The sequence below is a fragment of the Marinobacter flavimaris genome, assembly GCF_002933295.1.
In the GTDB taxonomy this organism is placed as follows: domain Bacteria; phylum Pseudomonadota; class Gammaproteobacteria; order Pseudomonadales; family Oleiphilaceae; genus Marinobacter; species Marinobacter flavimaris.
The window spans coordinates 137221-159928 of the sequence record NZ_PSSW01000004.1; the positions used below are offsets into that span (position 1 = coordinate 137221).

General features: G+C 54.9%; 26 protein-coding genes. 5 read left to right on the forward strand and 21 right to left on the reverse strand.

The genetic code is table 11. The features are described 5' to 3' along the window. Nucleotides 1–23: 23 nt before the first annotated feature. A complete protein-coding gene (locus MDHKLMBL_RS20910) occupies nucleotides 24–197 on the forward strand; it encodes an RSP_7527 family protein (protein WP_158254280.1) in 174 nt (57 codons plus the stop codon). 135 nt (nucleotides 198–332) lie between these two features. Here the strand turns inward: MDHKLMBL_RS20910 and MDHKLMBL_RS09115 are convergent, their stop codons facing one another. Then, entirely contained in the window at nucleotides 333–620 is a 288-nt protein-coding gene (locus MDHKLMBL_RS09115; RefSeq protein ID WP_104270659.1) for a hypothetical protein, read from the reverse strand. A 176-nt stretch (nucleotides 621–796) separates the two neighbouring features. Between MDHKLMBL_RS09115 and MDHKLMBL_RS09120 the strand changes: the two genes are divergently transcribed. Next, the gene (locus MDHKLMBL_RS09120; RefSeq protein ID WP_104270660.1) at nucleotides 797–1543 is read left to right on the forward strand and encodes an NYN domain-containing protein; all 747 of its coding nucleotides are present in this window, start codon (nucleotides 797–799) and stop codon (nucleotides 1541–1543) included. Nucleotides 1544–1624: 81 nt separating this feature from the next. Here MDHKLMBL_RS09120 and MDHKLMBL_RS09125 read toward each other — a convergent pair whose 3' ends face one another. Then, nucleotides 1625–2260, reverse strand: a complete 636-nt coding sequence (locus MDHKLMBL_RS09125; protein WP_104270661.1) for a hypothetical protein — start codon at nucleotides 2258–2260, stop codon at nucleotides 1625–1627. Nucleotides 2261–2571: 311 nt separating this feature from the next. On the opposite strand from MDHKLMBL_RS09125, the gene MDHKLMBL_RS09130 reads away from it, so the two are divergent. Further along, a complete protein-coding gene (locus tag MDHKLMBL_RS09130) occupies nucleotides 2572–3918 on the forward strand; it encodes a hypothetical protein (RefSeq protein ID WP_241956209.1) in 1347 nt (448 codons plus the stop codon). Nucleotides 3919–3957: 39 nt separating this feature from the next. Next, nucleotides 3958–4638, forward strand: coding sequence for a hypothetical protein (locus tag MDHKLMBL_RS09135; protein ID WP_104270662.1), 681 nt, complete (start codon nucleotides 3958–3960; stop codon nucleotides 4636–4638). 670 nt (nucleotides 4639–5308) lie between these two features. On the opposite strand, the gene MDHKLMBL_RS09145 is transcribed toward MDHKLMBL_RS09135, so the two are convergent. Next, entirely contained in the window at nucleotides 5309–6220 is a 912-nt protein-coding gene (locus MDHKLMBL_RS09145; protein ID WP_104270664.1) for an alpha/beta hydrolase, read from the reverse strand. Nucleotides 6221–6462: 242 nt separating this feature from the next. On the opposite strand from MDHKLMBL_RS09145, the gene MDHKLMBL_RS09155 reads away from it, so the two are divergent. Continuing rightward, nucleotides 6463–6894: a tautomerase family protein gene (locus MDHKLMBL_RS09155; RefSeq protein ID WP_104270665.1), complete on the forward strand. Its 432-nt coding sequence runs from the start codon at nucleotides 6463–6465 to the stop codon at nucleotides 6892–6894. A gap of 657 nt (nucleotides 6895–7551) precedes the next feature. Here MDHKLMBL_RS09155 and MDHKLMBL_RS09165 read toward each other — a convergent pair. From MDHKLMBL_RS09165 to urtB, 18 genes are all read right to left on the reverse strand, one after another. Next, nucleotides 7552–8097 carry a hypothetical protein gene (locus tag MDHKLMBL_RS09165; RefSeq protein WP_104270667.1) on the reverse strand — a complete coding sequence of 182 codons (546 nt, stop codon included), beginning with the start codon at nucleotides 8095–8097 and terminating at the stop codon, nucleotides 7552–7554. Nucleotides 8098–8174: 77 nt separating this feature from the next. Further along, on the reverse strand, nucleotides 8175–9110 hold the full coding sequence (locus MDHKLMBL_RS09170; RefSeq protein WP_104270668.1) for a nuclease-related domain-containing protein: 936 nt from the start codon (nucleotides 9108–9110) through the stop codon (nucleotides 8175–8177). Between the two features lie 123 nt (nucleotides 9111–9233). After that, entirely contained in the window at nucleotides 9234–10478 is a 1245-nt protein-coding gene (locus MDHKLMBL_RS09175) for an AAA family ATPase (RefSeq protein ID WP_104270669.1), read from the reverse strand. Between the two features lie 86 nt (nucleotides 10479–10564). Further along, nucleotides 10565–11215: an NADAR family anti-phage protein gene (locus tag MDHKLMBL_RS09180; RefSeq protein ID WP_104270670.1), complete on the reverse strand. Its 651-nt coding sequence runs from the start codon at nucleotides 11213–11215 to the stop codon at nucleotides 10565–10567. Then, nucleotides 11205–12236, reverse strand: coding sequence for a phosphoribosyltransferase-like anti-phage protein (locus MDHKLMBL_RS09185; protein ID WP_104270671.1), 1032 nt, complete (start codon nucleotides 12234–12236; stop codon nucleotides 11205–11207). Before MDHKLMBL_RS09185 ends, MDHKLMBL_RS09180 begins: the two co-directional genes overlap by 11 nt. Nucleotides 12237–12401: 165 nt before the next feature. Next, nucleotides 12402–12812, reverse strand: a complete 411-nt coding sequence (locus MDHKLMBL_RS09190) for a hypothetical protein (RefSeq protein ID WP_146083412.1) — start codon at nucleotides 12810–12812, stop codon at nucleotides 12402–12404. A gap of 126 nt (nucleotides 12813–12938) precedes the next feature. Further along, nucleotides 12939–13124, reverse strand: coding sequence for a hypothetical protein (locus MDHKLMBL_RS09195; RefSeq protein WP_104270673.1), 186 nt, complete (start codon nucleotides 13122–13124; stop codon nucleotides 12939–12941). A gap of 44 nt (nucleotides 13125–13168) precedes the next feature. Next, on the reverse strand, nucleotides 13169–13807 hold the full coding sequence (gene ureG, locus MDHKLMBL_RS09200; RefSeq protein WP_104270674.1) for an urease accessory protein UreG: 639 nt from the start codon (nucleotides 13805–13807) through the stop codon (nucleotides 13169–13171). A gap of 23 nt (nucleotides 13808–13830) precedes the next feature. Then, complete coding sequence (locus MDHKLMBL_RS09205; RefSeq protein WP_104270675.1) at nucleotides 13831–14544, reverse strand: urease accessory protein UreF; 714 nt, start codon at nucleotides 14542–14544, stop codon at nucleotides 13831–13833. Then, nucleotides 14516–15058 carry an urease accessory protein UreE gene (gene ureE, locus MDHKLMBL_RS09210; protein ID WP_104270676.1) on the reverse strand — a complete coding sequence of 181 codons (543 nt, stop codon included), beginning with the start codon at nucleotides 15056–15058 and terminating at the stop codon, nucleotides 14516–14518. Before ureE ends, MDHKLMBL_RS09205 begins: the two co-directional genes overlap by 29 nt. 47 nt (nucleotides 15059–15105) lie before the next feature. Next, on the reverse strand, nucleotides 15106–16809 hold the full coding sequence (ureC, locus tag MDHKLMBL_RS09215) for an urease subunit alpha (protein WP_104270677.1): 1704 nt from the start codon (nucleotides 16807–16809) through the stop codon (nucleotides 15106–15108). After that, nucleotides 16806–17123: an urease subunit beta gene (locus tag MDHKLMBL_RS09220; protein WP_104270678.1), complete on the reverse strand. Its 318-nt coding sequence runs from the start codon at nucleotides 17121–17123 to the stop codon at nucleotides 16806–16808. Before MDHKLMBL_RS09220 ends, ureC begins: the two co-directional genes overlap by 4 nt. A gap of 12 nt (nucleotides 17124–17135) precedes the next feature. Then, entirely contained in the window at nucleotides 17136–17438 is a 303-nt protein-coding gene (ureA, locus tag MDHKLMBL_RS09225) for an urease subunit gamma (RefSeq protein WP_008175208.1), read from the reverse strand. 41 nt (nucleotides 17439–17479) lie between these two features. Beyond that, a complete protein-coding gene (locus MDHKLMBL_RS09230) occupies nucleotides 17480–18376 on the reverse strand; it encodes an urease accessory protein UreD (RefSeq protein WP_104270679.1) in 897 nt (298 codons plus the stop codon). Continuing rightward, nucleotides 18373–19071 carry an urea ABC transporter ATP-binding subunit UrtE gene (gene urtE / locus MDHKLMBL_RS09235; protein WP_088827170.1) on the reverse strand — a complete coding sequence of 233 codons (699 nt, stop codon included), beginning with the start codon at nucleotides 19069–19071 and terminating at the stop codon, nucleotides 18373–18375. Before urtE ends, MDHKLMBL_RS09230 begins: the two co-directional genes overlap by 4 nt. Beyond that, nucleotides 19071–19895 (reverse strand): urea ABC transporter ATP-binding protein UrtD, encoded by an 825-nt coding sequence (gene urtD / locus MDHKLMBL_RS09240; RefSeq protein ID WP_104270680.1) that lies wholly within the window; start codon nucleotides 19893–19895, stop codon nucleotides 19071–19073. The genes urtE and urtD overlap by 1 nt, the downstream gene beginning before the upstream one ends. Further along, complete coding sequence (gene urtC / locus MDHKLMBL_RS09245; RefSeq protein ID WP_062781283.1) at nucleotides 19892–21016, reverse strand: urea ABC transporter permease subunit UrtC; 1125 nt, start codon at nucleotides 21014–21016, stop codon at nucleotides 19892–19894. Before urtC ends, urtD begins: the two co-directional genes overlap by 4 nt. A gap of 3 nt (nucleotides 21017–21019) precedes the next feature. Beyond that, nucleotides 21020–22618 carry an urea ABC transporter permease subunit UrtB gene (urtB, locus tag MDHKLMBL_RS09250; RefSeq protein WP_104270681.1) on the reverse strand — a complete coding sequence of 533 codons (1599 nt, stop codon included), beginning with the start codon at nucleotides 22616–22618 and terminating at the stop codon, nucleotides 21020–21022. Nucleotides 22619–22708: the final 90 nt, after the last annotated feature.

Consider the following 22708-nt stretch of genomic DNA (forward strand, 5'->3'; position numbering starts at 1 on the left):
TTATCAAACGAGGACACAGCATCATGAGTTACCAAGCTCCGAAACTGAACGAAGACGGCACCATCGACATTGATTACTACACCCAGCTTGCAAAGCAACAGCGTAGTGAGCACATCGCGCAGATGGCGGCGTCACTGAAAGCAAACATCAAATCCTTTTTCCACGTGAAGCTGCCAAAGCTGTCTACCGGCCATTGACCTGTGCTCCCTTCAGCGCTCAATGACCTTACGTGTGAATTGGCTGGTTTCGCCGGCGCTGGCGAACCAGCCTGCTTCTAGGCTTTTCCGACATACAGGCGGGAAATAGCGTGAAGATTGACGTAGTAGCGACGTTCAAGAAGGGAGAGTAGAAATACCGTCGATCTCAGTAACCGTTTTAGCATCCGCCCGCTCAATAATTTTCAAGAGAGTGGATTGAATCGTTTCATCTTCCCGAGCATCACTGCCACTGACGAACGTCTGCTTCTGGGATTCCGCGCCTTCTTCCTCAGTATAAGAAATCACAACCTCGCTGACTGAATCGGGCGTTTTGCCGAAGTACTCGAGCGAAACCAACGGATAGCCGTGAAAGCCCTTCTTAACCTGCTTTGCAATACGCTTTTTTGCTTTATCCACGTTCATAGTGAGGGCCTGTCTTTGCGGTTGTTATCTGAGTGCACATCCACACCCGGTCGATACCATTCGCCAATTCTATGCCCTTAACCCCATCCAAAATAGCTCTGCCCCGGTTTTCCGCGATTCCGGCTTTACTGCTAGTATTCAGAACCACCATCTGAGACAGGGACAGCTCAAGCACGATGAACAGCAACTACAAAATCGCTCTACTCATCGACTGTGACAACGTCAGTCACCAATCCATCGAAGGGGTACTCCAGGAACTCGCCAAATACGGGGCTGTGAACGTGCGCCATGCCCACGGCAACTGGAACGGTCCGCAACTGGGTGGCTGGATCGAAAAGCTGCACGCCAACGCCATCCGACCTGTTCAGCAGTTTGCCTATACAACCGGCAAGAACGCGACCGATGCCTCAATGATTATTGACGCCATGGACCTGCTTTACAGCGGCAACGTTGATGCGTTCGCCCTCATGACCAGTGATTCCGACTTTACGCCCCTGGTCATGCGAATCCTTGAAGCCGGCCTCCCAGTCTTTGGCTTTGGAGAGCGCAAAACCCCCATGCCCTTCGTGAACGCCTGCTCGCAATTCATCTACACAGAGAACCTGCGCGAGGACACCGAGGAACCCGATAGCGTCAGCAACGGGGGCACGCCAAAACCACCCGCTGAAACCAAGTGGAGCCGGAACAAACTTAGGGGCGATACGGTCCTGGTACGGACTCTAAGAACTGCGGTGGAACAGACTGCTGATGATGATGGCTGGGCCCATCTGGGCAAGGTTGGCCAGTATATTTCTAATAACAGCTCTTTCTCCCCCGTGAACTACGGGTACAAGAAGTTGAGCGATCTTATCCGAGCCAGCGAACTCTTCGAGATGAGTGTGCGGGATAAGAACGTTTTCTATATCAAAAGCCCAGAAAAATAGATCTGTCCCGGTTTTCTCGCTAAAAACAACGTAAAAACCCCGGAAAACCGGGGTTCACAAACATCCTAACTCAGAGCTGGATCACCAGTTGTAGCTATACCCCAATAACACAGCATCAAAACTGTCACTGGCGTCGTAGTTCAGAGCAAACCTGTGATGCTCACCAGCCCAAAGCGCTGCTCCGATTGAGGTAACGGACTCCGACTCTGCCTCATTCGTATCTGAGAAGCCTCCACTGATCTCCAAAGAGCCAGGTACTGCCCAGATTCTGGCAGCCAAACCATACGACATAGCGCTGTCATCTTCAGTAGCGCATAAACCATCTGCGCAAAGCTCGATTTCTGAACTGACGTAACCGATGCGAGGAATCAGATCAACGCGGTCACCCAAGGGGACAGGAATATAAAGATCCAAGTTGACTGAAGAGCTGGTGATTTCAGTGCGATTACCCTCATTTGCGAATGCACTGGCGCCAGCGCCAATCACGAAGTTGTCAGCAACCTGAAACGAACCATTCAGTGCAGCTGCACCGAAGTCCTCATATACCTCGTTGAGGAATACAATTTCCTCATCGGGCGTCACCTTACCGAGCTGAATACCCAGCGTACTGTATGAAAAATTGCTTTTTCCAAGCCCCGTATTATGTTCCTGGGCAACCGCCGGGACCGCTGCAATTGCAAGAGCGGCCGCTACAGTAAGTGAATGCATTCTTATCATATGTATATCCTCACACTTTTTTAGGTGACAACCGTGTCACCCTCTGAAATTTCTCCGGAAAACATGAACCATGAACTTTCGCCCTTACTTAGCTAGATTCGGCGGAACCGACTGGTCGGCAGCTCAACGGGAACCTGTTCAGGCATGATTTCCAGAGACCGGCAAGGTACAACGGGAATATTCGAGTTACTACGTTAGGCCCCTTACCTTTTTCAGGGTTTTACAATTCATCACCGAACAAACAGGCACCGCAAAAAATCACTGCTAGACTTAGGTAGGAAACTAAATCTAAGAAAAGCATGGAGCTAGCTGTGAAAAACCGTCCTGACTTCCTCACTGGCGGAGAACCTGCCCGACTTATTCCGATAGCCGCAGACAGCGCAAGAGAACAGAAATCTGTCTCCGTTATCCTCGCCGGACTCCGCTCCGTACTTGAGCTGCGCCAGTCTCTTTTAAAATCCCTGAACGTGCGTGTAGGAACTAGCGCGACCCTGGAAGCCTGGACAGAGGTGGTGTTCCAGAACGAGGACAAGAAAGCGGTAAAGCTGAAAGATCGACCAGATGGCCTATTGATCCTCCGCACCGGCCGGCGTGAATGGCGGGCATTGATAGAAGCCAAAGTTAACAACGACACCATTGGCGAGGATCAGGTATCGCGCTACCTTCAGCAGGCGAAAACCCACAAACTGGATGCCGTGATCACCATCACCAACCAGTTCGCCGCGTTACCAACGCATCACCCGGTAAAACTCTCGAAAAACGCCACCAAGTCCGTCGAACTCTTCCATTGGTCATGGGCATTCATCAGAACCCAGTGCCAGCTTCTACTCAAGAACGATGGTGTCGAAGACGAAGATCAAGTGTTCATCCTCAGTGAAATACTCCGATATCTTGAAAGTGATCGGTCCGGCATCAGTCACTTCGACCAGATGAACCCCGAGTGGAAGGACGTCGTCAATAAAGTGAAGAGCAACGCCACGCTTACCAAAACAAGCGATGAGGTTCAGAACACAGTCGCCGCATGGCACCAGGAGCAACGAGACCTTTGCTTAATCATGTCTCGCCTTACCGGCAGCGACGTATCGCTGAAACTGAAGAACGATCATCGACTTGATCCCTCAAAGCGACTGAAAGACGATGCGGATACGTTTTGTAAAACACCGACTTTGAGCTGCGCACTCAATATCATCAACGCGGCGGCGGATCTGGAAGTAACGGCAGACCTTCAGCGGCGAATGATTTACTGCTCAATGCGCCTTGCAGCGCCGAAAGACAAACAAAGCACCAAAGCAAGAGTGAACTGGCTCCTGCGGCAACTGAAAAAGACCGAACCAGCCGGGTTCTTCATTCGCGCCACGAGGCCCGGAAAAGCAGAAACGACCTATCAGGCTTTGAAAGACTTGCGGGATTCGCCGGAGTTGCTGGAATCGGATACCTCCAACACTGCAGCCACGACGCTGGAAGTGGTTTACGAGGTGGATCTTGCCGGGAAGTTCAGTGGACGGAAGGTTTTTGTTGAGGAACTGGAAAAAGCAGTGCCGCATTTTTATCAAGAAGCGGGGCAACTGTTGAAAGCTTGGACGCCGCCGCCGCCAAAAATCCCGAAATCCGAGCGAACATCCGAGGGCAAAGAATTAGACGACCCCTCAGAACCTTGATTTATCTGTCCATTCACTTTCTTAACTAAAGGCGAACAGATGTTATTCAGAACCACGCACGCAGTGATCATTACGTTAACAACGCTAATTCTTTTGTCGGGTTGCACCTCGGTTCAATACAACGGCGCGAAGACCGAAATGCAGAAGGTAAACTATCCCCCAATTGACAAAACGGTTACCGCCTATGTCGGCGACCACATGGTAGAGAAAGGTGTAATTTCCCAAATAGAAGTCCTACGAGTTCTTCAACCGATCGACGGTGCGATGTACAACATTCCTGCAAAGACTTTTGCCCAGCTCGGTTTCGACTCATCGCAAGATTTTTACGAGGCGTCGGGCGTGACCAAGAACCCTTTCGCAGATCCGTTCAACGCCCTTTCAGTTGATCACAACCAGGACTCGCAGATCTGTGTGGTTACTGTCTTCGGCGTTGAAAGCTGTTATGCAGGCCAGTTTGAACGACAGGAAGTAGTTTCCGAAAGTAGCAACAGTTTCCAACAAACACTGATTTACAGCGGCCGTGTCGGAGATAAAATCAACATCGGTTATCGTGAGTTTTCAAGCAATCTGGCACGGCCAGCGTTTAACAACGAGGTTGAGTATGACCTAGGTGAAAGCTCGACTATTGGATACAAGGGCGCGCTTATAGAGGTCATCGAAGCGAACAACAACAGCATTAAATACAAGCTATTAAGAAACTTTCCCGACTCTACTAACTGACGCTGAGGGACCAAACACCGAAAAAGATCTATGTGCCGGAAACCGGCTTCCCCGGTTTCCTCGCTTAAATCACGGAACCAACAAGAAGATCTATCTCGTAGATGAATTTTCCGCTGTCCGTCAAGCTGTTGCCGTTGATAGCCAACCCGATCACTTCGTCCAATTTCAGGTTTGGCTCCTTACACCGTTTTACTCAGGGCGAGGATAGGCTTTGGGGATCAGCTCAAATTCGTGAGGTGGTGAAAGACGCACGACTTGACCCCCGGCGTTAGACTCTGAGTGACCAGAGAAGCCGCGAAAATAAATCTGTCCCGGTTTTCGCGAATAACCGCATTAATAGATCTGTCACGGTTTTCAATTTTGCAATCGGTGTCTCTAAGGCTGCTGCTGTGCATGGTTATATCGAACGCTTTCCGAAAATAGGCCGTTTCCGATTCTGAGCGGTCACGACCGGCCCGCCAAAAGCCATAACAGCAAGCCAGCACTCCCGAGAAGAAGCACTGCAAAATGGACCGCCAGGTTCTTGCGGACAGTTGGGGCAGGCTTAGCGGTGAAACCGAAATAATCGTCACCAAACAGCCCAACACCACAGCGCTCACAGTAGTTCTTCGAGTAAGAGACCCTGAGCTCAGACGGCTCAAATCGTTTCCGACAGCTGTAACAACTGGGCTTAATCACTTCGGGCTCCGATTTGTTTGAAAAACCGGGCCAGGAAATCAAGCTGATCTTCGATGGACTGATCCAGAGCTTCGCCCCGATAGACATCAAAATGGCCGACCGGATAGTGCTTCACTTCCGCGTTCGGCATCCTCTGGGCCGCTTTGACCGCAGAGCTCGCCGGAGCGACGGTATCGTGGTCGCAAATCAACACCAGTGCCGGGCAGGCGACTTTGCTGGCCAACCGGATGGGCCGGAAAAGAGGAATGGCATAACTCACACCCGCGGCGACGTAATTCGACGCGTTATCGGCCAGCAAGGGAACATACCCCTCGTGGCAGTCCTCAGCGGTCATCATGCCCAACTCCCCGGGGCGGCCGGCCGATGCAATATACCGGGGAGACATCCCCAGCCCACGACGAAGCCAATCGACCGTTCCGTGCCAGGTCAGACGCATCGCCTGCATGAGGCCGGCATAACCGACAACCCCCAGCAAAGACGCCAAGCCATCCATCATCGGGCATTGGGAGATGGTGCATTGCACGTTTCCATCCTTTGCCGCGGTCGCAATCACAAGCCCGCCAGAAAACGACGTTCCCCACAGGCAAATGCGGCTGCCATCGACACGATCGAGCTGCCGCGCAAAATTCAGTGCCGACAGCCAATCTGCCACTTCCTTCCGGGGGCTCAGCGTCTGCCGTGGCTGGCCACCACTGTCACCGAAATGGCGGTAGTCAAAAGCAAAGACCGCATAACCCGCATTGCAGAAAGCTTCTTTGAACGGTGCCAGACCGCTGGCATGAGTCAGCCCAAAACCATGGGCCATGACGACACACGGTAAACCTTTACTGTCGGCATCCGGCGTATAGAGCACACCTCGACAGGTTGTACCATCGCTCTGAAATTCCAGGGGCGTTTCGATCATTGTTTCGCTCGCATGCTTGAAGGTCGAGAGTCTCAGGATAGCTCATTGCTTCAAAATCAAACCGGCAGTTCAATAATCTCACCAACCACACCGCCTTCACTCACCTGCAACCGCCCCACCGTGATCGGCAGCGTAAATCGCCGGGGCCAGGCAGATAAGCGTTGCTATAGTGAAACAAGCCCGCCTCACTCCCATAGTGGCGAGACACAGTGCAAACGTACAACCCACGGCAGGAGTTTCCCATGCCCACATACACCGTCACGGTCGCGAATCTGTCTCTGTCGCCGCAGCAGAAATCACAGATCGCCGAGGCCATAACAGCGGCCCACAATGCCCAAACCGGCGCTCCCCGGTTCTTTGCCCAGGTTCTGTTTTCTGCGGCCAATCAGGGCGACCACTTTGTGGGTGGCAGAGTGAACAGCGCGCCTCAGGTGTATGTGCACGGCCTGGTGCGGGAGGGCAGAAGCATCGAGATCAAACAGGCCCTGATAAGCCAGATGCTTGAAGAAATCGTCCAAATCGTGGACATCACAGCTGAAGATGTCTGGATCTATCTGCAGGACATTCCGGCTACCCAGATGATCGAGTTTGGGCGGTTTTTGCCAGCGCCGGGAGATGAAGCTGAGTGGGAGAAGGGAATGTCTCTAGGAAAGCGGGCCAGCTTACTCAAATAACCGCGATAATAGATCTGTTCCGGTTTTCCTCTTAGATCTGTCCCGGTTTTCGCCAACAACAAAGCTCAGCCGACGCGAAACCGCGCAGCGGTTGAGTGGTCGGCTGGAGCACCTTGTTGTGGAAAGTTACCACTGGACGTCTACGACTCGGCCATCCGACGTTTCACAGAGCCCGACCCCGCCGGCCGTAGTGAAACCGGAGGAATCGGCATATTGAAACTTGCAACGCATGGTGTGGCCTTTGTTACCGAACAAAACAGCCTGCATGCTTCCCGTGTAGCTCTCTAATACACCAAAGCTCGTGCCACTCGCGGTAGCATGAGCTCCGCTAGAGGAGGTAGCTGTAGCAGTACCGAAACCAGTCCCCATACTAGTGGAACGGCCAACCATGACCGCCTTGCCTGTAAATGTTTCTCCATCAGGCATAGTTACTTGGAGATTGCCGTGCTGCATGCCCTGTGTGTAAGCAATTGAAATCGGTTTTCCAGAGCCGCGGATCATCCCGTTCATAGTTCCGGCGCAAGCGCTCAAGGCGAGACAGATTACAACAACCCAGACTCTCATAAGGTTTGCTCCTTTATGCCCAACGCCCACATTTGCGGCTGGCTTGGAGCGCAGCGGAAAACCAGTCCGCGAACATGTACTTGGTATGCGGTTTCATTCACTCCACTTGGCCTTAATATGTTTGCCAGTGCCCTTTCCAAAGCTCTTTCGATCGAGCATTTTTGCTTTAAACTCGAAGTCTTTGCTGATTTTCACGATAAGAAGTTTGCTGAAATTACCGGCCCGCTTCACAAGTACGGCATTGCCGGTCTTAAATGGGCTAATTGTTTTTATTTCGACGAAATCGTTTCCCAATTTGCCATCGGAGCCTCGTGTATAAGGCTTATGCCTTTTGATTCCGTATTTAGCTTCACCGTATAGCTCGCCAAGCTCTCCATAAATTGGCAGATGCCGACCTGTAACTTCAAAGTAATTTCGGGCGGTTTCAACCAATTCATCTAGCAACTCCCAAAGCTCTAGAGTCGTTGGGTTCTTTGGCTCACTATCAGAATCCCAACCCGCTTCATCGTCAATAAACTCCTCGATGTTATCCCAATCGCCCTGCTCCCAGGGGTTATAGCCACAGGCAGCAGCATCCGCTATCTGCTCAGGGCTATAGCCCTCATTATGCATATCGTGCAGAAAGTCCCAGTCGCTCATATGTTCCTCTTGCCTAATGCCAAAATAAGTCTGTCCCGGTTTTCCCCGTTTATCTGCTCAAAAACAAACCTGTCCCGCTATTTCGAGCTGGAGGCTGCAACACCCCATTTAACAGCAAATGGAGTGCTCGTGTTGCAAGACTGGCAATCCAGGTACATATCAGTTTTGGACTTTCGGGTCTTGGTGGAAACTGAACCACATGCTGGACAAGCATGCTTTAGGGCGGTGTTTGTTGAACATTTAGCGCATTGAACGTAGTAACCGAAGCGGCCATACTGCGCCGAGAGAGCTTCGGCCTCACCGCATCTTTTACAGCTCACCATTACAAGCCCTTGGCTAGTGGCTTCCAGCGCTTCAGTGGCCGTACCGGCTTCTTTGGTTTCCAGTTTCAGTGCCGCTTCGCCAGACCGCTGGTAGTTCTTCAAGAATGCATAAATTCGATCCATCTCATCAGCTGTAAAACGCGGCTCCGTTTTTACGAAGCTTTTCAGAGCGCTATTCGCAGCTTGCGTGAGATCTTTGATCTTATCGACAAGAAACTCAGTTTTGACGATATGTTGTGAGATATCAGCAGGGATATTGTCACGATCCAACCTCGCAGAACTGGAAATCGCGATCACCGTTTTATATTGGCGAAAGCCAAAGCTTTGTTGCAGACCCAGAAGCTTTCCCAGAAGATGAGAGCTATTCTCCGCAAGAAGAGCCTTCAGGTTGTCAATCTGCACTGCGGCCTGCTGCACTGGAGAGGGGATACCGAACCATTCCTCTTTATAGGATCGTTCCCATTCACCCAATACATTTACCCGAACCGACCCCTGAATACTCTTGCTTTCAACGACAATAAAGCCGGCTTTGTAAATGATCAGATGATCAATCTGAGAGTTAAAACCGTTCACTTCAATCACAAGGTTATTAAGGATTCTGTAGCTTTCGTTGTTTCCAAAGTATCGATCTAGAAAGTACGAAACCTGCGACTCCTGTTGTTCCCCTGCCATCCGTTTGTAATCAGGCATTACTGCGTTTCCTGTTGCAATTATTCTTTAAATGCTCTAGAAAATAAATCTGTCCCGGTTTTGCTCAATTACTCTTTAGGTACTGGAGAGGCAGGACAAATAAATCTTTCCGGGTCATCACACTCAATTCAACTTAAACGCTTTCTTTTTTACCTTCCCAGAGACCCCATCCTTATAAAGCATTAGTCGGATACACATCAAATAACGTGGATCCACAAAAGTATAAAAAGAAGAATTAGAAATGCACTTTAACACTGGATATTCTCCTTTAGACAAACCTGCTAAAACCTGACCTATACCAGAATTGCTTTTCGGGGCGCTATTTGGAAAATCTTGGCCAATAACTATCCCGATACCCTGAGTATCTATTTGATGCGTAGATATTCGACCCAATGCATAAAGCACCTGACCCCGCCTCTGATCAGAACTTTCACCACTTCCGAGATGCAACTGGATTACGTTATAACATTCTCTAAGCCCTCGCTTTAACCAAAGCTCATCAGCACTTTCGATCAATTCGTCTGTATATTTCCACGAATTGTCTTCAATACAATATGCAAGAACTTCACAATACTCGTGAACCCTCTGAGGAATCCCTAAAGTAACCGTATAAATATGCCGAGCCAACCCTTTTAGCTTTGGAGAATTAATTTTTACCTCCAAAGAGATTACAAGCCCTTTATAAACAAACATGAGAACCTGATCAGAGGTGAGACCAGTTATCTTTGGCAACTCATCGATTCTATTTCCGACCGAGGCCAGATTTTTAATAGATGAAAAATATTGCAGAACATCATTAGGGACCGCAACGAGCAAATATTTAACTTTGTACTTCGCATACTCCTCATCATCGAGAAGAATTAAGATATCACATAGCTCGTCCATTAGGCTCTGGCTTTTTATAATCGTTTCAACATTATCAAGTACAATGATTGTTTTTGAGCGAGACGCTGAACTAAAAGCCTTTTTATAACAGGTCAATAACCTATCCTCTTTTTGGATATCGTATTGACTTTCATGAGAGAGCTCCGCACTCCCGATTACCGAAACTCCGGCTTTTTTCGTTTGTTTAAACCCCTTCTTCTCTGCACCTCCATGGGGATGGAACTTTGAGTATATTTCGTTGGTAACGGAGCCATTTCTAGATGCATTCGCGCAATTTATTACAATGAAATTTATTCCATTTTGGCTAAACACTTTCTTATATAGCCAAGATTTACCGCTCCCACTTTCACCAAACAAGAAAGAGTGCATCGACCCATTAACCGAGCGCAATAAATTCTTTTCATGCTCCTCTCGCTCTATATACATTGAACTATTTACAGTTTCATTGCGCGGAGTAAACACGTCTTCAATTTTCTTTCTCATTTAAAGCAGACTCATTATAAGATTTATTAAGATAGCACTTCATTAAGAACGATCTTCGCTCCAGCTCCCCACCAGATGTAATAAACTCAGAAAAGATCCCCTTGGGGAGGCTCCTTCGCTTCTCCTGAAGGACTCTTACCATTGTCTCTTCGAGCGAATATTGGCTCGATAGGTCGGCCACACAACAAGAAACTTTCAATATCCGGGGGATTAATCATCGTGAAATCCCCATTCGGGCGCTCTCTGAGCTCTTCCCTCAACTCCATAAGCAAACGCCCCAGCACGTTGTAACCGATTAACGTCCTATCTGTTTCGGGATTTGCTCCCCAAAAACTATCTTTCCGAGACTCCTCAACAATTGGCTTTTTTTCGGTAGCCAAGAGAAGTTTTCCAAATGAATCCGGGTTGTAAGCTAACTTTACTCGAAGACACCAACGCATGACCGTAACTCTAATATTCTCCCAATCGGGACGGCTATCTTTTCTAAACCTCTTACTTTTCATTTTTGCCGTCATTGGGCTAGATTGCTCCAAAATCAATTTCTGAGCTTGAGGCAAATGCGGAAACCGGCAGGCTTGGTAAAGCGATTCTGAAGAACGTATGTGCATGCCGTTAACTTTGACTGGATAGCCGCCGGCCATGTTCGACAGTCCACCAAACGTTTCATTAGTCTTGAGGAAAACCACGCAGCTTTCTCTCTGATAGATGCGAAGGTGCTTTGATCTGTCAGGAACCATCAGAAAAAATCCTGGCAATAAGGTTTTGCATCGCCGTTTCCGAGTTAGTCGTGCGCGGAAACAATGGGTACCATGGCTCCCCTGCCCAAAGGGCGAGTGGCGCATTGTTTGGGCAATTGCGGAAAGTCACCACAAGAGAGCCAAATCCCAAAGACTCTAAAGTCATATGACCCAAAGGACGCTGAGTCTCACCCAAGTTGGGACACATTCTACGAATTTTCGTACCTGCGACTAGAAACGTCTGTTCGAGGAGTGCGCGCCCCTCTTCACTTGAAAAGATTCCATTACCACCTATGTTGCCCGCGTTCCGGAAAGTGGGTTTGTATCTTAGACCTTCAACATATTCTTGGACTTCAAGATTATCTGGCACGAACGTGGGGCGAAGCACGTCGCTTGAATCAGTGTAGGCTTTTCTGTCTTCTAACTCGATCCGTCTCCACCAATCAACTACTACATCCTTACCGACCTCTTTTATCTTCTTGTTTATACGCTGTTGTGCATAATAGTGCCCACCACTATGTAGTGCGATGCAAATTACGTGAATCTGACAGCGATTCGGCGCTTCATGCTCTATCCAGTCTTCTAGGTCGCGCCGAACCCGGTTTCCTGTAAATATTCCATCGTCCAAATATACAAAGGCACTCGGGGGATGATCTCCCTGATAGAAATCGACGCCACATTCGGCACGAAGAATTTCGGAAAAGAGGATATTCAATTCCCTTTGGCTATTCCCGCCACCTTGCACATCTAAGAGTTTAACTTTTGACCAAAAACTACCTGGATCCTCTCCGACAAGTTTTTTCGTTCTAATTCCATTTCGCAAAAAACTCGTAACCGCTTCTACTGAGAAGTAGGTTTTCTTCAGAACGTGATCCATTTCGGCTAAAACAGGTAATTGAATGGATGGATCAAACTGGCTAACCCAGCGTTCGACATGAGCTGGTGTCGGCGGTTCAAGATCACCTGCGCGATAGTCTGCTGTGGTATTGCAGATGCTGTGCAATAATTCTTTTCTAGTCATAAATTACGTTTACTCCCCTACTAGGTGCTCGACGCATAAAATATGCTAGCACTTAGGAAAACCGGAACAGATCTATTTTTCTGCAATGCATTGAAACCACGGAACTTCCTCTATTCTTTGGTAGCCAACATTGGCCGAATTGCGATTAGATAGAGCGCTTTGCTATTACAATAGCGACGCATCGACAACGCCCCGAAATTTGGAAAAAATCTTACACACAAGAAACTCCTTCCCGCCGATCCGTCCACGCTTTACAATCCGCTTTACCATCTCACCCTGGCACTTCGGGCACCGTGGCTCACTGCTTTTCTTCTCCACAATCTCTTTCACATGCGCCACGTGCTTCCGGTGATTGCTGAACGTAGCCGCCAGCCGCCCGGATTCAATGGCTTCGATCACCTTCTGAACCTCAACATCCGACAGCCGCTGCTCGGTTTGGGCTTTGATATAGCGGACATACCCACCACCGTGGGTCACGTTCTCCGGCATGGGCGTTTTGAAGGGTGTGCAGTGGCTGGGTGTGGTCCATCCGTTATCCTTAACAGCGGCGTCAGTCCGTTTCTTATAACTACACACTAGCCTAATCGTAAGGAAACTTCCTACCCGTCGGACGTAAAATTTGGTAACTCCGATACGAAAAAGCCGCTCAAGTTAAGAGCGGCTTTTAAAATCACCAGCGAGCGGATCAGTTGAGGCTCTTCCTCAATCCTGCCCATCCCGCTTATGCCGTATCAGTGCATAGATGCCAACAGCAACCGCAGCACCAGCCGCCAGGAAATATTCAATATGCACCCCATCACCCAGGGCTTCATGGCCAGCATGTCCAAAGGCGGCCCCTGATATCAGAAGCAGGCTGGCAGCCAGAGTCAGTCGGTTAGTCAGTTTCATAGTTTTCTCTCCGTTGTTCGTTTAAGTCTCAAAATCCGTTGTTATTAAGCAGTCTCCGCAAGCTTCTCAGGCCGGCGTTCCGGCAGCATGCCCCGTTCCAGAATGAAGCTGATGATCGTCTCCAGCCCTACCCCGTCGTACAGGTTGGTGAACACGAAGGGGCGTTCGCCGCGCATTTTCTTACTGTCCCGCTCCATCACATCCAGGGAGGCGTGCACCTGTTCGGCGATGTCGATCTTGTTGATGATCAGCAGGTCCGATTTGGTGATGCCGGGGCCGCCTTTGCGGGGGATTTTGTCGCCGGCGGAGACGTCAATCACGTATAGGGTGAGGTCGCTCAGTTCCGGGCTGAAGGTGGCGGAGAGGTTGTCGCCGCCGGATTCCACCAGCACCAGTTCCAGGTCCGGATGGCGGCGCTGGAGGTCGTCGATGGCCGCCAGGTTCATGGAGGCGTCCTCGCGGATGGCAGTGTGCGGGCAGCCGCCGGTTTCCACGCCGAGGATGCGGTCTGCGGCCAGGGCTTCGTGACGCAGGAGGAAGTCGGCGTCTTCCCGGGTGTAGATGTCGTTGGTCACCACGGCGATGTTGTAGTGGTCGCGAAGGGCTTTGCACAACTGGCGCAGCAGGGCGGTTTTACCGGAACCAACCGGCCCACCGACGCCAACTCTCAGGCAATGTGTCATGGCAGTTTCTCCTCGTTTGTTATTCAGCTTCTGAAAAGCCGTGAATACTGTGTTTCGTGTAGTGCACTTCCGAGCGCCAGTCCCGGCAGGATGGGCCCGAGTTCGTGATCGTTTCGTTCCAGGGCGGTGTCTACCGCCACAGCCAGCTGTGGCCGTAGCCGCTCGATAATGCGTTGGGCGGCGGTGTGGCCCAGGGGCAATGCCTTGCAGGCCACGGCAAGCTGGTTTTCCAGCCAGGCCCAGGCGAAGCCGAGCAGCGTCTGGCGAACCGGTACGAAGCGTTTGTGGGCGGCCCAGGCGAACATGGTGATGTAGCCGGGCTCTTCCGGAATCAGGTGTTGCTCGGGCAGCAGCTCCAGGTTGCGCAACAGCGTGACCAGGGCGCCGCCCAGGCGGGTGTCTTCGTCGCTCAGTTCGGCGGTTTCCCGGGTGGCGTGCAGCCAGTCGTTCCACTTTGCCAGCGCAATGGCATCGCCTTCGGCCCAGGCGGTCTGCAAACGCACCAGCAGGGGCAGTTCGCAGCGGCTGAGGCCGTCTTCCAGCACGCCTTCAATCCACTCGGCCAGTTCGGCTTCGTTGTTTACCCAACCCAGTTCAAAGGCGCTTTCCAGGCCCTGGGACCAGGCAAAGGCGCCGATGGGCAGTGCCGGGCTGACCAGTTGCATCAGGCCCAGCAACGCCAGGTCGTCCACCTGAGGGGTGGCGGCCTCAGTGGGTGTGTTTGTGACTGTGGCCATGGCTGTGCCCGTGGTCGTGATCGTGTGAATGGCTGTGACCGTGCCCATGGGAATACCCTGCCTGGGTATAGGCGCCGGGTTCCGGATCGAATGGCGCGGTGTGATGGATCAGCGTTGCGCCCAGGCGTTCCGCCAGTTCTTCCAGCACGTGGTCCGGGGTGATGCGCACGTAGGCGCCTTTGTCGTCCATGCCGATAGCCAGCGTCACGTGGCGGTTGCCCAGGTGGTAACACAGGCGCGCCAGGGGCTGGCCGTTTTCGATACGGGCGGTAACCACTTGTTCTTCCGCCGCGCGGATGCGAATGATCTCTCCGGTTTTGGCCAGCAGCAGGTCGCCGTCCCGCAGCACGGGGCCGCGATCAGGAAACAGGCCCACGTCCACCCTGGTCTGGGTGGTGGCGCGCAGGCGGCCACGGATGCGCAGCTCGTACGGCAAAATCAGGTTATCGAGGATCTCGGAGCTGTCGATTTCGGCAGCTTCCTGTTCGCTCAGGCGTTTTGTCAGTTCCAACATAATCAGTTCTCCAGTACCCGGCTCAGAACAGCCTTGAGCTGTATTGATTAAAAGAGATGGTAGCGCTGGGCCAGGGGCAGCTCGGTGGCGGGCTCACAGGTGAGCAGCTCGCCATCGGCATGCACTTCGTAGGTTTGCGGGTCCACGGTCATGTGCGGGCACGCGTCGTTCAGTTTCATGTCGCCCTTGCGCACCTCACGCACGCCCTTGCAGGCGGATAGCGGGCTGTCCAGGCCAAGCTCTTTGCCAATGCCCGCATCAATCGCTGCCTGGCTCACAAAGCTCAGGCGGGTGGCACTGGCGGCTTTGCCGAAGGCGCCGAACATGGGGCGGTAATGCACCGGCTGGGGCGTGGGAATCGAGGCGTTCGGGTCGCCCATGGGCGCAGCGGCAATCATGCCGCCCTTGAGAATGGTGGCCGGCTTCACGCCGAAGAACGCCGGGCTCCAGAGCACCAGGTCCGCCAGCTTGCCCACTTCCACGGAACCCACTTCATGGGCGATGCCATGGGTGATGGCCGGGTTGATGGTGTACTTGGCGATGTAGCGTTTGGCGCGCAGGTTGTCGGCGCCCAGGTCTTCGTCTTCCGGCAGCAGGCCGCGCTGCTGTTTCATCTTGTGCGCGGTCTGCCAGGTGCGGCAAACCACTTCACCCACCCGGCCCATGGCCTGGGAATCGGAAGCAATCATGGAGATCACGCCCATGTCCTGCAGGATGTCCTCGGCGGCGATGGTCTCGCGGCGGATGCGGGAGTCTGCAAAGGCGACGTCTTCCGGGATGTTCGGATCCAGGTGGTGGCACACCATCAGCATGTCCAGGTGTTCGTCGATGGTGTTCACGGTGTAGGGCCGTGTCGGGTTGGTAGACGATGGCAACACGTAATCCTTGGAGCAGGCGGTGATGATGTCCGGTGCGTGGCCGCCGCCGGCGCCTTCGGTGTGGTAGGTATGGATGCAGCGCCCCTTGAACGCGGCCAGGGTGTCTTCCACAAAGCCGGATTCGTTCAGGGTGTCGGTGTGGATCGCCACCTGCACGTCATATTTGTCCGCCACCGTGAGGCAGTTGTCGATGCTGGCCGGGGTGGTGCCCCAGTCTTCATGCAGTTTCAGGCCAATGGCGCCAGCCTGGATTTGGAGCTCCAGGGATTCCGGCAGGGAGGCGTTGCCCTTGCCCAGGAAGCCGATGTTCATGGGCAGGGAATCCACCGCCTGGAGCATCTTGCCAATGTGCCAGGGGCCCGGCGTGCAGGTGGTGGCGTTGGTGCCCGTAGCCGGGCCGGTGCCGCCGCCGAGCATGGTGGTGATACCACTCATCAGGGCTTCTTCGACCTGCTGGGGGCAGATGAAATGGATGTGGGCATCAATGCCGCCGGCGGTGAGGATCTTGCCCTCACCGGCGATGATTTCGGTTCCAGGGCCGATGACGATGGTCACGTCTGGCTGGGTATCCGGGTTGCCGGCCTTGCCAATGGCGGCGATGCGGCCTTGCTGGATGCCCACGTCGGCTTTGACGATGCCCCACCAGTCGAGAATCAGGGCGTTGGTGATCACGGTGTCCATCACCGCCGCATCGGCACGCTGGCTCTGGCCCATACCGTCGCGGATAACCTTGCCGCCGCCGAATTTTACTTCGTCGCCGTAGTGGGCGGCGTCGCTTTCCACTTCAATCCACAGGTCGGTGTCGCCGAGCCGTACCCGGTCGCCGGTGGTTGGGCCGTACATGTCAGCGTAGGCTTGTCGGGTAATTTTCATTTCTGGCCCTCCAGTTTGCCCATGACTTCCTGCCGGAAACCGTAGATTTGACGCCCACCCGCAAACGGGATCAGCGTCACTTCGCGGCTCTGGCCGGGTTCGAAGCGGATAGCGGTGCCGGCCGCCACATCCAGGCGGTAGCCACGGGCCTTGGCACGGTCGAAATCCAGGGCCGGGTTGGCTTCGGCAAAGTGGTAGTGAGAGCCGATCTGGATCGGGCGGTCGCCGGTATTGGCCACGTCTATCTGGATGCGCTCACGGCCTTCGCAGAGTTCGATGTCGCCGTCTTTGAGCTGGTATTCACCGGGGATCATGGCGTCTGCTCCTTAGACAATCGGGTTGTGGACAGTGACGAGCTTGGTGCCATCGGGGAAGGTGGCTTCCACCTGCACTTCGTCGACCATTTCGGCGATGCCGTCCATCACGTCATCACGGGTGAGGACTTCGGTGCCGGCGGTCATCAACTCGGCCACGGTACGGCCTTCACGGGCGCCTTCCATGATTTCGGCGCTGATCAGGGCCACGGCTTCCGGGTAGTTGAGCTTCAGGCCTTTGGCTTTGCGGCGCTCGGCCAGCAGGGCTGCGGTGAACAGCAGCAGTTTGTCTTTGTCTCTTGGCGTTAATTCCATCGTTGTTTGCTCCGTTGATCGCGTCGCATTCTGCCTGTTATTCAGGTCAGCCAGATTCGGGGAACGCTGGCAGGCTGGCCGGTGAGTCTTGGTCTGATCAGTTCCCAGGCTTGCTGGCACAGCGCCCAGGCTTCGTTTCGTTCCTGCCCCAGGTAGCGCAGCAGCAGCACACCCCTTCGGCGGGTCACCGCCCAGCGGTGGCTTTCCGGCAGGGTTTCCCTGAGTTCTTCAATGGCGCCGGCTTCGTCATCCAGGCCGACCACCCAGAGAGTGGCCTGCACGGTGGCGCCGCCCTGGCCCCAGTGGCCTTTGAACCTGGCGTGGTTCGGGTCCATAAGCTGGCGTTCCAGCCATAGGGGGCGGCCGTCCATCAGCAGGCGGAATTTTTGCTCCAGGTGGCCCGAGACAAACGGCAGTTTGCTGGCCGGGCGGCCGAGGGCGAGGATTTCCCAGCCGATGCATCGGGCGCCGGTTTCCAGTTCGATGGTGGTGCTCTGCTCGCCCCGGGAACCGTCAAACGCCAAGGTCTCCTGGGGCAGGTATTCCAGAATGCCGCCCTGCTCCACCTTCAGTCGGGTGTGCTGGGCCCAGGCGACGCCATGGCTGTCCGCCTTGTAGAGCTTGGCGGCCGCCGGGGTGGTCAGCAGGGTATGGGCGCCCTCGCCGACACGGGCTTCGATGCTCAGGGCATCGCCGCTGACCAGCCCACCCGGTGGGTGCAGCAGGTACACGTGGCAACAGCCGTTGCGGCCTTCCGGGTAGAACGGGCGCTGAACGCGCAACGGGCCGTTATGGCGCACATGGGTCATGCGGGTGGCGGTATTGCTGCCATCCGGGCGGGCGTCGAAACCCAGGGCAATGGACGCTGCCCAGCGCCGGCCGGCGTCGAAGCGATGGCCGGAGTCGTGGGCGGGTTCTATGCGTTCGAAGACCGTCATACCGTCAGATGCTTCTTGATGAGTTCATCGGTGAGGCCGGCAATCTCGTCTTCCGCCACCCGGCGGCCGCGATCGAGGATGGCAAAGCGGTCGGCGTATTTGCGGGCGAACGGCAGCTTCTGCTCCACCAGCAACACGGTCAGGCCGTCTTCCTCAATCAGCTTGCGGATAACCTCGCCGATCTGGGCCACGATGTTGGGCTGGATGCCCTCGCCCGGTTCGTCGAGGATCAGCAGGCGCGGTTCGATCACCAGGGCCCGGCCGATGGCCAGTTGCTGTTGCTGCCCGCCGGAGAGGTCGCCGCCCCTGCGGTGGCGCATTTCTTTCAGCACCGGGAAGAGTTCATACACCCGCTCGGGAATTTTCTTGCTGCCGTCCTTGCGAACGGCCAGGCCGGTGCGCAGGTTTTCTTCCACGGTCAGTAGCGGGAAGATCTGCCGGCCCTGGGGCACGTAGCCAATGCCCAGCCGGGAGCGGTCTTCCACTTTCTTTTTGGTGAGTTCCACGTCCCCGGCGAATTCGATGCTGCCATTCTTGGTGGTTTCCTCTCCCATGATGCATTTCATCAGGGTGGTCTTGCCCACGCCGTTGCGGCCCATCACGCAGGTGCACTGGCCCTGGGGCACGTCGAGGTCGAGATCCCAGAGGGTGTGGCTTTCGCCGTAGAACTGGTTGAGCTTTTCAATCTTCAGCATTACGCCTCCTCCCCGAGATAGACCTTGATCACTTCCGGATCGTTGGAGACCTGGTCCATGGAGCCTTCCGCCAGCACGCTGCCCTGGTGCAGCACGGTGACCTTGCGGGCGATGGAGCGTACGAAGCCCATATCGTGCTCCACCACCACCACAGACTGCTTGCCGGCGAGGCTGGTGAGCAGTTCGGCGGTGCGTTCCATTTCCTGTTCGGTCATGCCGGCCACGGGCTCATCCACCAGCAGCAGGCGGGGCTTCTGCATCAGCAGCATGCCGATCTCCAGCCACTGCTTCTGGCCGTGGGAGAGAATGCCGGCGAGCCGGTCACGCAGGGCTTCCAGGCCGATCATTTCCAGCACTTCGTCGATCCGGTCCCGGTATTCGGCTTTCATCACGGCGGTGAGCGTGGGGAACACCCGCTTGTCCGTCGCCATGGCCAGCTCCAGGTTTTCGAACACGGTGAGTGCTTCGAACACCGTGGGTTTCTGGAACTTGCGACCGATGCCCAGGCTGGCGATGTCCGGCTCGTTCATGGTGAGCAGGTTGTGGCGGCTGCCGAACCACACCGAGCCGGTGTCCGGCCGGGTTTTACCGGTGATGATGTCCATCATGGTGGTTTTACCCGCGCCGTTGGGGCCGATGATGCAGCGCAGCTCGCCGTCGTCGATGGTGAGGTTGAGGTTGTTGATGGCCTTGAAGCCGTCAAAGCTTACGTTCACGTCTTCCAGGTACAGGATCGGCCCGTGGCGCACGTCCACCGGGGACTGCACCTGGGTCAGAAACTCGAACACATGCTCGCGGTCGGTCAGCTCCTGAAACAAGCTCATACAGTCGCCTCCTGCGCGGTGGGGGTATCGTCATCTTCCCTGGCTTTCCGGCGCTTCTGCAGCAGCCCGGCAATGCCCTTGGGCAGGAACACGGTCACCAGCACAAACAGGCCACCGAGGGCGAACAGCCAGGCGTCCGGCATGATGCCGGTGAACACGGTTTTGGCGTAGTTCACCAGGATGGCCCCGATCACCGCGCCATAGAGCGTTGCCCGGCCACCCAGTGCCACCCACACCACGATCTCGATAGAGAACAGCGGTGAAAATTCACTGGGGTTGATGATTCCTACTTGAGGCACGTACAGCGCCCCGGCCACACCAGCCAGCATGGCGGAGACCACGAACACGAACAGCTGCACCCGCTCCACCCGGTAACCCAGGAAGCGGGTTCGGGCCTCGGCATCCCGGCAGGCCACACTCACCCGGCCCAGCTTGCTGGTCACAATGCCCCGGCAAATCACGTAGCCGATGGCCAGGGCGATACCGGTGGCAATGAACAGCCCGAGGCGGGTGGCGTCGGTGCGCAGGTTAAAGCCGAGAATGTCTTTGAAGTCGGTGAGGCCGTTGTTGCCGCCAAAGCCCATCTCGTTGCGGAAGAAAGCCAGCATCAGCGCGAAGGTGAGCGCCTGGGTGATGATGGAGAGGTACACCCCGGTTACCCGTGAGCGGAAGGCCAGGAAGCCGAACACCAGCGCCAGCAGGCCCGGGGCCAGCAGCACCATGATGAAGGCAAACCAGGCCATGTCGAACCCGTGCCAGAACCAGGGCAGCTCCTGCCAGTTCAGGAACACCATGAAGTCCGGCAGGATCGGGTCGCCATACACGCCGCGATCACCAATCTGGCGCATCAGGTACATGCCCATGGCATAGCCGCCGAGGGCAAAGAAGGCGCCATGGCCCAGGCTGAGGATACCGAGGTAACCCCACACCAGGTCCACTGCCACCGCCAGCAGGGCGTAGCAGAGGTATTTGCCAAGCAGCGTGACGGTAAAGGCGCTCACGTGCAGGGCGCTATCCTGGGGCATGAACAGGTGAAGGAAGGTCACCAGCACCACGGCCGAGAACAGCACGCCGAGAAAGATCTGGGTTGAACGTTCCTGCAAGGGTCTTGTTAACCACATAACTTAACCCTCCGCTGCCCGGCCTTTCTGGGGGAAGAGCCCCTTCGGCCGTTTCTGGATGAACAGGATGATGAACACCAACACGATGATCTTGGCGAGTACGGCACCGGCCCAGGGTTCGAGCAGCTGATTGATGGTGCCCAGGGAGAGCCCGGCAATGAGCGTGCCCCAGAGGTTACCGACGCCGCCGAACACCACCACCATGAAGGAATCGATGATGTAGTTCTGGCCCAGGTTCGGGCCCACGTTGGTGAGCTGCGAAAGCGCCACACCCGCCAGGCCGGCAACGCCGGAGCCCAGGGCAAAGGTCATGATGTCTACCCGGGTGGCGCGGATTCCCATGGAGCGCGCCATGGCGCGGTTCTGGGTAACGGCGCGCACTTCCAGGCCCAGGCGGGTCTTGCGCATGATCAGCATCAGCCCGGCGAAGACAATCAACGCAAAGGCCAACACGTAGAGGCGGTTCAGGGTCAGCGAGAGCGCGTCGTTGATCACGAGGGAGCCGCTCATCCAGTCCGGCGTTACCACGGTACGGTTCTGAGGAGAGATCACGGTGCGCACCAGCTGCTGCAGGATCAGGCTGATACCAAAGGTGGCCAACAGGGTTTCCAGCGGCCGGCCTTTGAGGTACTGGATGACGCTTCGCTCAATGATGATGCCGGCGGTGGCCGCCACAATGAAGCCGGCGGGAATCGACAGAATCAGCGCCAGGCCGGGTTGGCCGGGGAAGAGTTGCTGCATGCCCCAGGTGGTGTAGGCACCGAGCATGATCAGTTCGCCGTGGGCCATGTTGATCACGCCCATCACGCCAAAGGTGATGGCCAGGCCGATGGCGGCGAGTACCAGAACCGAACCGAGGGAAAGGCCGAAATACAGGGTCTCGGCGGCGCGGTTCAGTTGGAGTTTCTGTTCAATGCTTTCGAGGGCCCTGGCGGCACGTTGAGCCAGCGCCTCGTTGTCACCGCGAACGGCTTCGTTCAAAGCGGCACGGGCCCGGGGATGAAGACTGCCGGCGAGCACGTCCACGGCCTCCAGGTTGCCCTCGCCCACCCGGTAGATGGCCAGGGCTTCTTCAATGCGGTTGCGGACGGCCGCGTCTTCTTCTTTCGCCAGCTGAGCTTCCAGTGGCTCAACCAGGGAAGCATCCACTTTGCCCATCATGTCCTGCGCGGACGCTTCGCGCACATCCGGGTCTTTGGCATTCAGGTCCAGCATGGCCAGTATGCCTTCAAGCTGGCCCCGTATGCGGTTATTGATGGCGACTCTGGCCAGCTCACGGCGGGACATTTCACCCATATTCTCTCCGGTCAGCGGATCGGCAATTTCCCAGTCCCTGCCCCGGTTGTTCAGTACCAGTACAACCTGCCCGGTGTCTTTTACCCGGCTCAGGCGGTTATTTCCGTAGGCTTCGAGCCAGCCCCTGGCTCTTTCATCACCACTGCTGACGATGGCGTTCACCGCCTCTTCCACTTTACTGGCCGGCGCCTCTGCGAGATTGATCAGCAGAGCCTTGCCAGGATCGTCTTCCTGCGCCGTTGCAGGCAGCGATAGCAGGGAAAACAGGGCGATAAGCAGCAATGTGAGCGATCGGCAGATGCTCATGAGAGTGTCCTGTCTGTTTCAAGCGTGTTGCGGGGCAACAACCGGAGGCGTAACTACCCCCGGCTGTCGATGGTGCTTTACCGTCTGAGC

Coding starts and splice junctions, on each gene's coding strand:
- MDHKLMBL_RS20910 (WP_158254280.1), top strand. CDS start 24: ATGAGTTACCAAGCTCCGAAACTGAACGAAGACGGCACCATCGACATT.
- MDHKLMBL_RS09115 (WP_104270659.1), bottom strand. CDS start 620: ATGAACGTGGATAAAGCAAAAAAGCGTATTGCAAAGCAGGTTAAGAAG.
- MDHKLMBL_RS09120 (WP_104270660.1), top strand. CDS start 797: ATGAACAGCAACTACAAAATCGCTCTACTCATCGACTGTGACAACGTC.
- MDHKLMBL_RS09125 (WP_104270661.1), bottom strand. CDS start 2,260: ATGATAAGAATGCATTCACTTACTGTAGCGGCCGCTCTTGCAATTGCA.
- MDHKLMBL_RS09135 (WP_104270662.1), top strand. CDS start 3,958: ATGTTATTCAGAACCACGCACGCAGTGATCATTACGTTAACAACGCTA.
- MDHKLMBL_RS09145 (WP_104270664.1), bottom strand. CDS start 6,220: ATGATCGAAACGCCCCTGGAATTTCAGAGCGATGGTACAACCTGTCGA.
- MDHKLMBL_RS09155 (WP_104270665.1), top strand. CDS start 6,463: ATGCCCACATACACCGTCACGGTCGCGAATCTGTCTCTGTCGCCGCAG.
- MDHKLMBL_RS09165 (WP_104270667.1), bottom strand. CDS start 8,097: ATGAGCGACTGGGACTTTCTGCACGATATGCATAATGAGGGCTATAGC.
- MDHKLMBL_RS09170 (WP_104270668.1), bottom strand. CDS start 9,110: ATGCCTGATTACAAACGGATGGCAGGGGAACAACAGGAGTCGCAGGTT.
- MDHKLMBL_RS09175 (WP_104270669.1), bottom strand. CDS start 10,478: ATGAGAAAGAAAATTGAAGACGTGTTTACTCCGCGCAATGAAACTGTA.
- MDHKLMBL_RS09180 (WP_104270670.1), bottom strand. CDS start 11,215: ATGGTTCCTGACAGATCAAAGCACCTTCGCATCTATCAGAGAGAAAGC.
- MDHKLMBL_RS09185 (WP_104270671.1), bottom strand. CDS start 12,236: ATGACTAGAAAAGAATTATTGCACAGCATCTGCAATACCACAGCAGAC.
- MDHKLMBL_RS09195 (WP_104270673.1), bottom strand. CDS start 13,124: ATGAAACTGACTAACCGACTGACTCTGGCTGCCAGCCTGCTTCTGATA.
- ureG (WP_104270674.1), bottom strand. CDS start 13,807: ATGACACATTGCCTGAGAGTTGGCGTCGGTGGGCCGGTTGGTTCCGGT.
- MDHKLMBL_RS09205 (WP_104270675.1), bottom strand. CDS start 14,544: ATGGCCACAGTCACAAACACACCCACTGAGGCCGCCACCCCTCAGGTG.
- ureE (WP_104270676.1), bottom strand. CDS start 15,058: ATGTTGGAACTGACAAAACGCCTGAGCGAACAGGAAGCTGCCGAAATC.
- ureC (WP_104270677.1), bottom strand. CDS start 16,809: ATGAAAATTACCCGACAAGCCTACGCTGACATGTACGGCCCAACCACC.
- MDHKLMBL_RS09220 (WP_104270678.1), bottom strand. CDS start 17,123: ATGATCCCCGGTGAATACCAGCTCAAAGACGGCGACATCGAACTCTGC.
- ureA (WP_008175208.1), bottom strand. CDS start 17,438: ATGGAATTAACGCCAAGAGACAAAGACAAACTGCTGCTGTTCACCGCA.
- MDHKLMBL_RS09230 (WP_104270679.1), bottom strand. CDS start 18,376: ATGACGGTCTTCGAACGCATAGAACCCGCCCACGACTCCGGCCATCGC.
- urtE (WP_088827170.1), bottom strand. CDS start 19,071: ATGCTGAAGATTGAAAAGCTCAACCAGTTCTACGGCGAAAGCCACACC.
- urtD (WP_104270680.1), bottom strand. CDS start 19,895: ATGAGCTTGTTTCAGGAGCTGACCGACCGCGAGCATGTGTTCGAGTTT.
- urtC (WP_062781283.1), bottom strand. CDS start 21,016: ATGTGGTTAACAAGACCCTTGCAGGAACGTTCAACCCAGATCTTTCTC.
- urtB (WP_104270681.1), bottom strand. CDS start 22,618: ATGAGCATCTGCCGATCGCTCACATTGCTGCTTATCGCCCTGTTTTCC.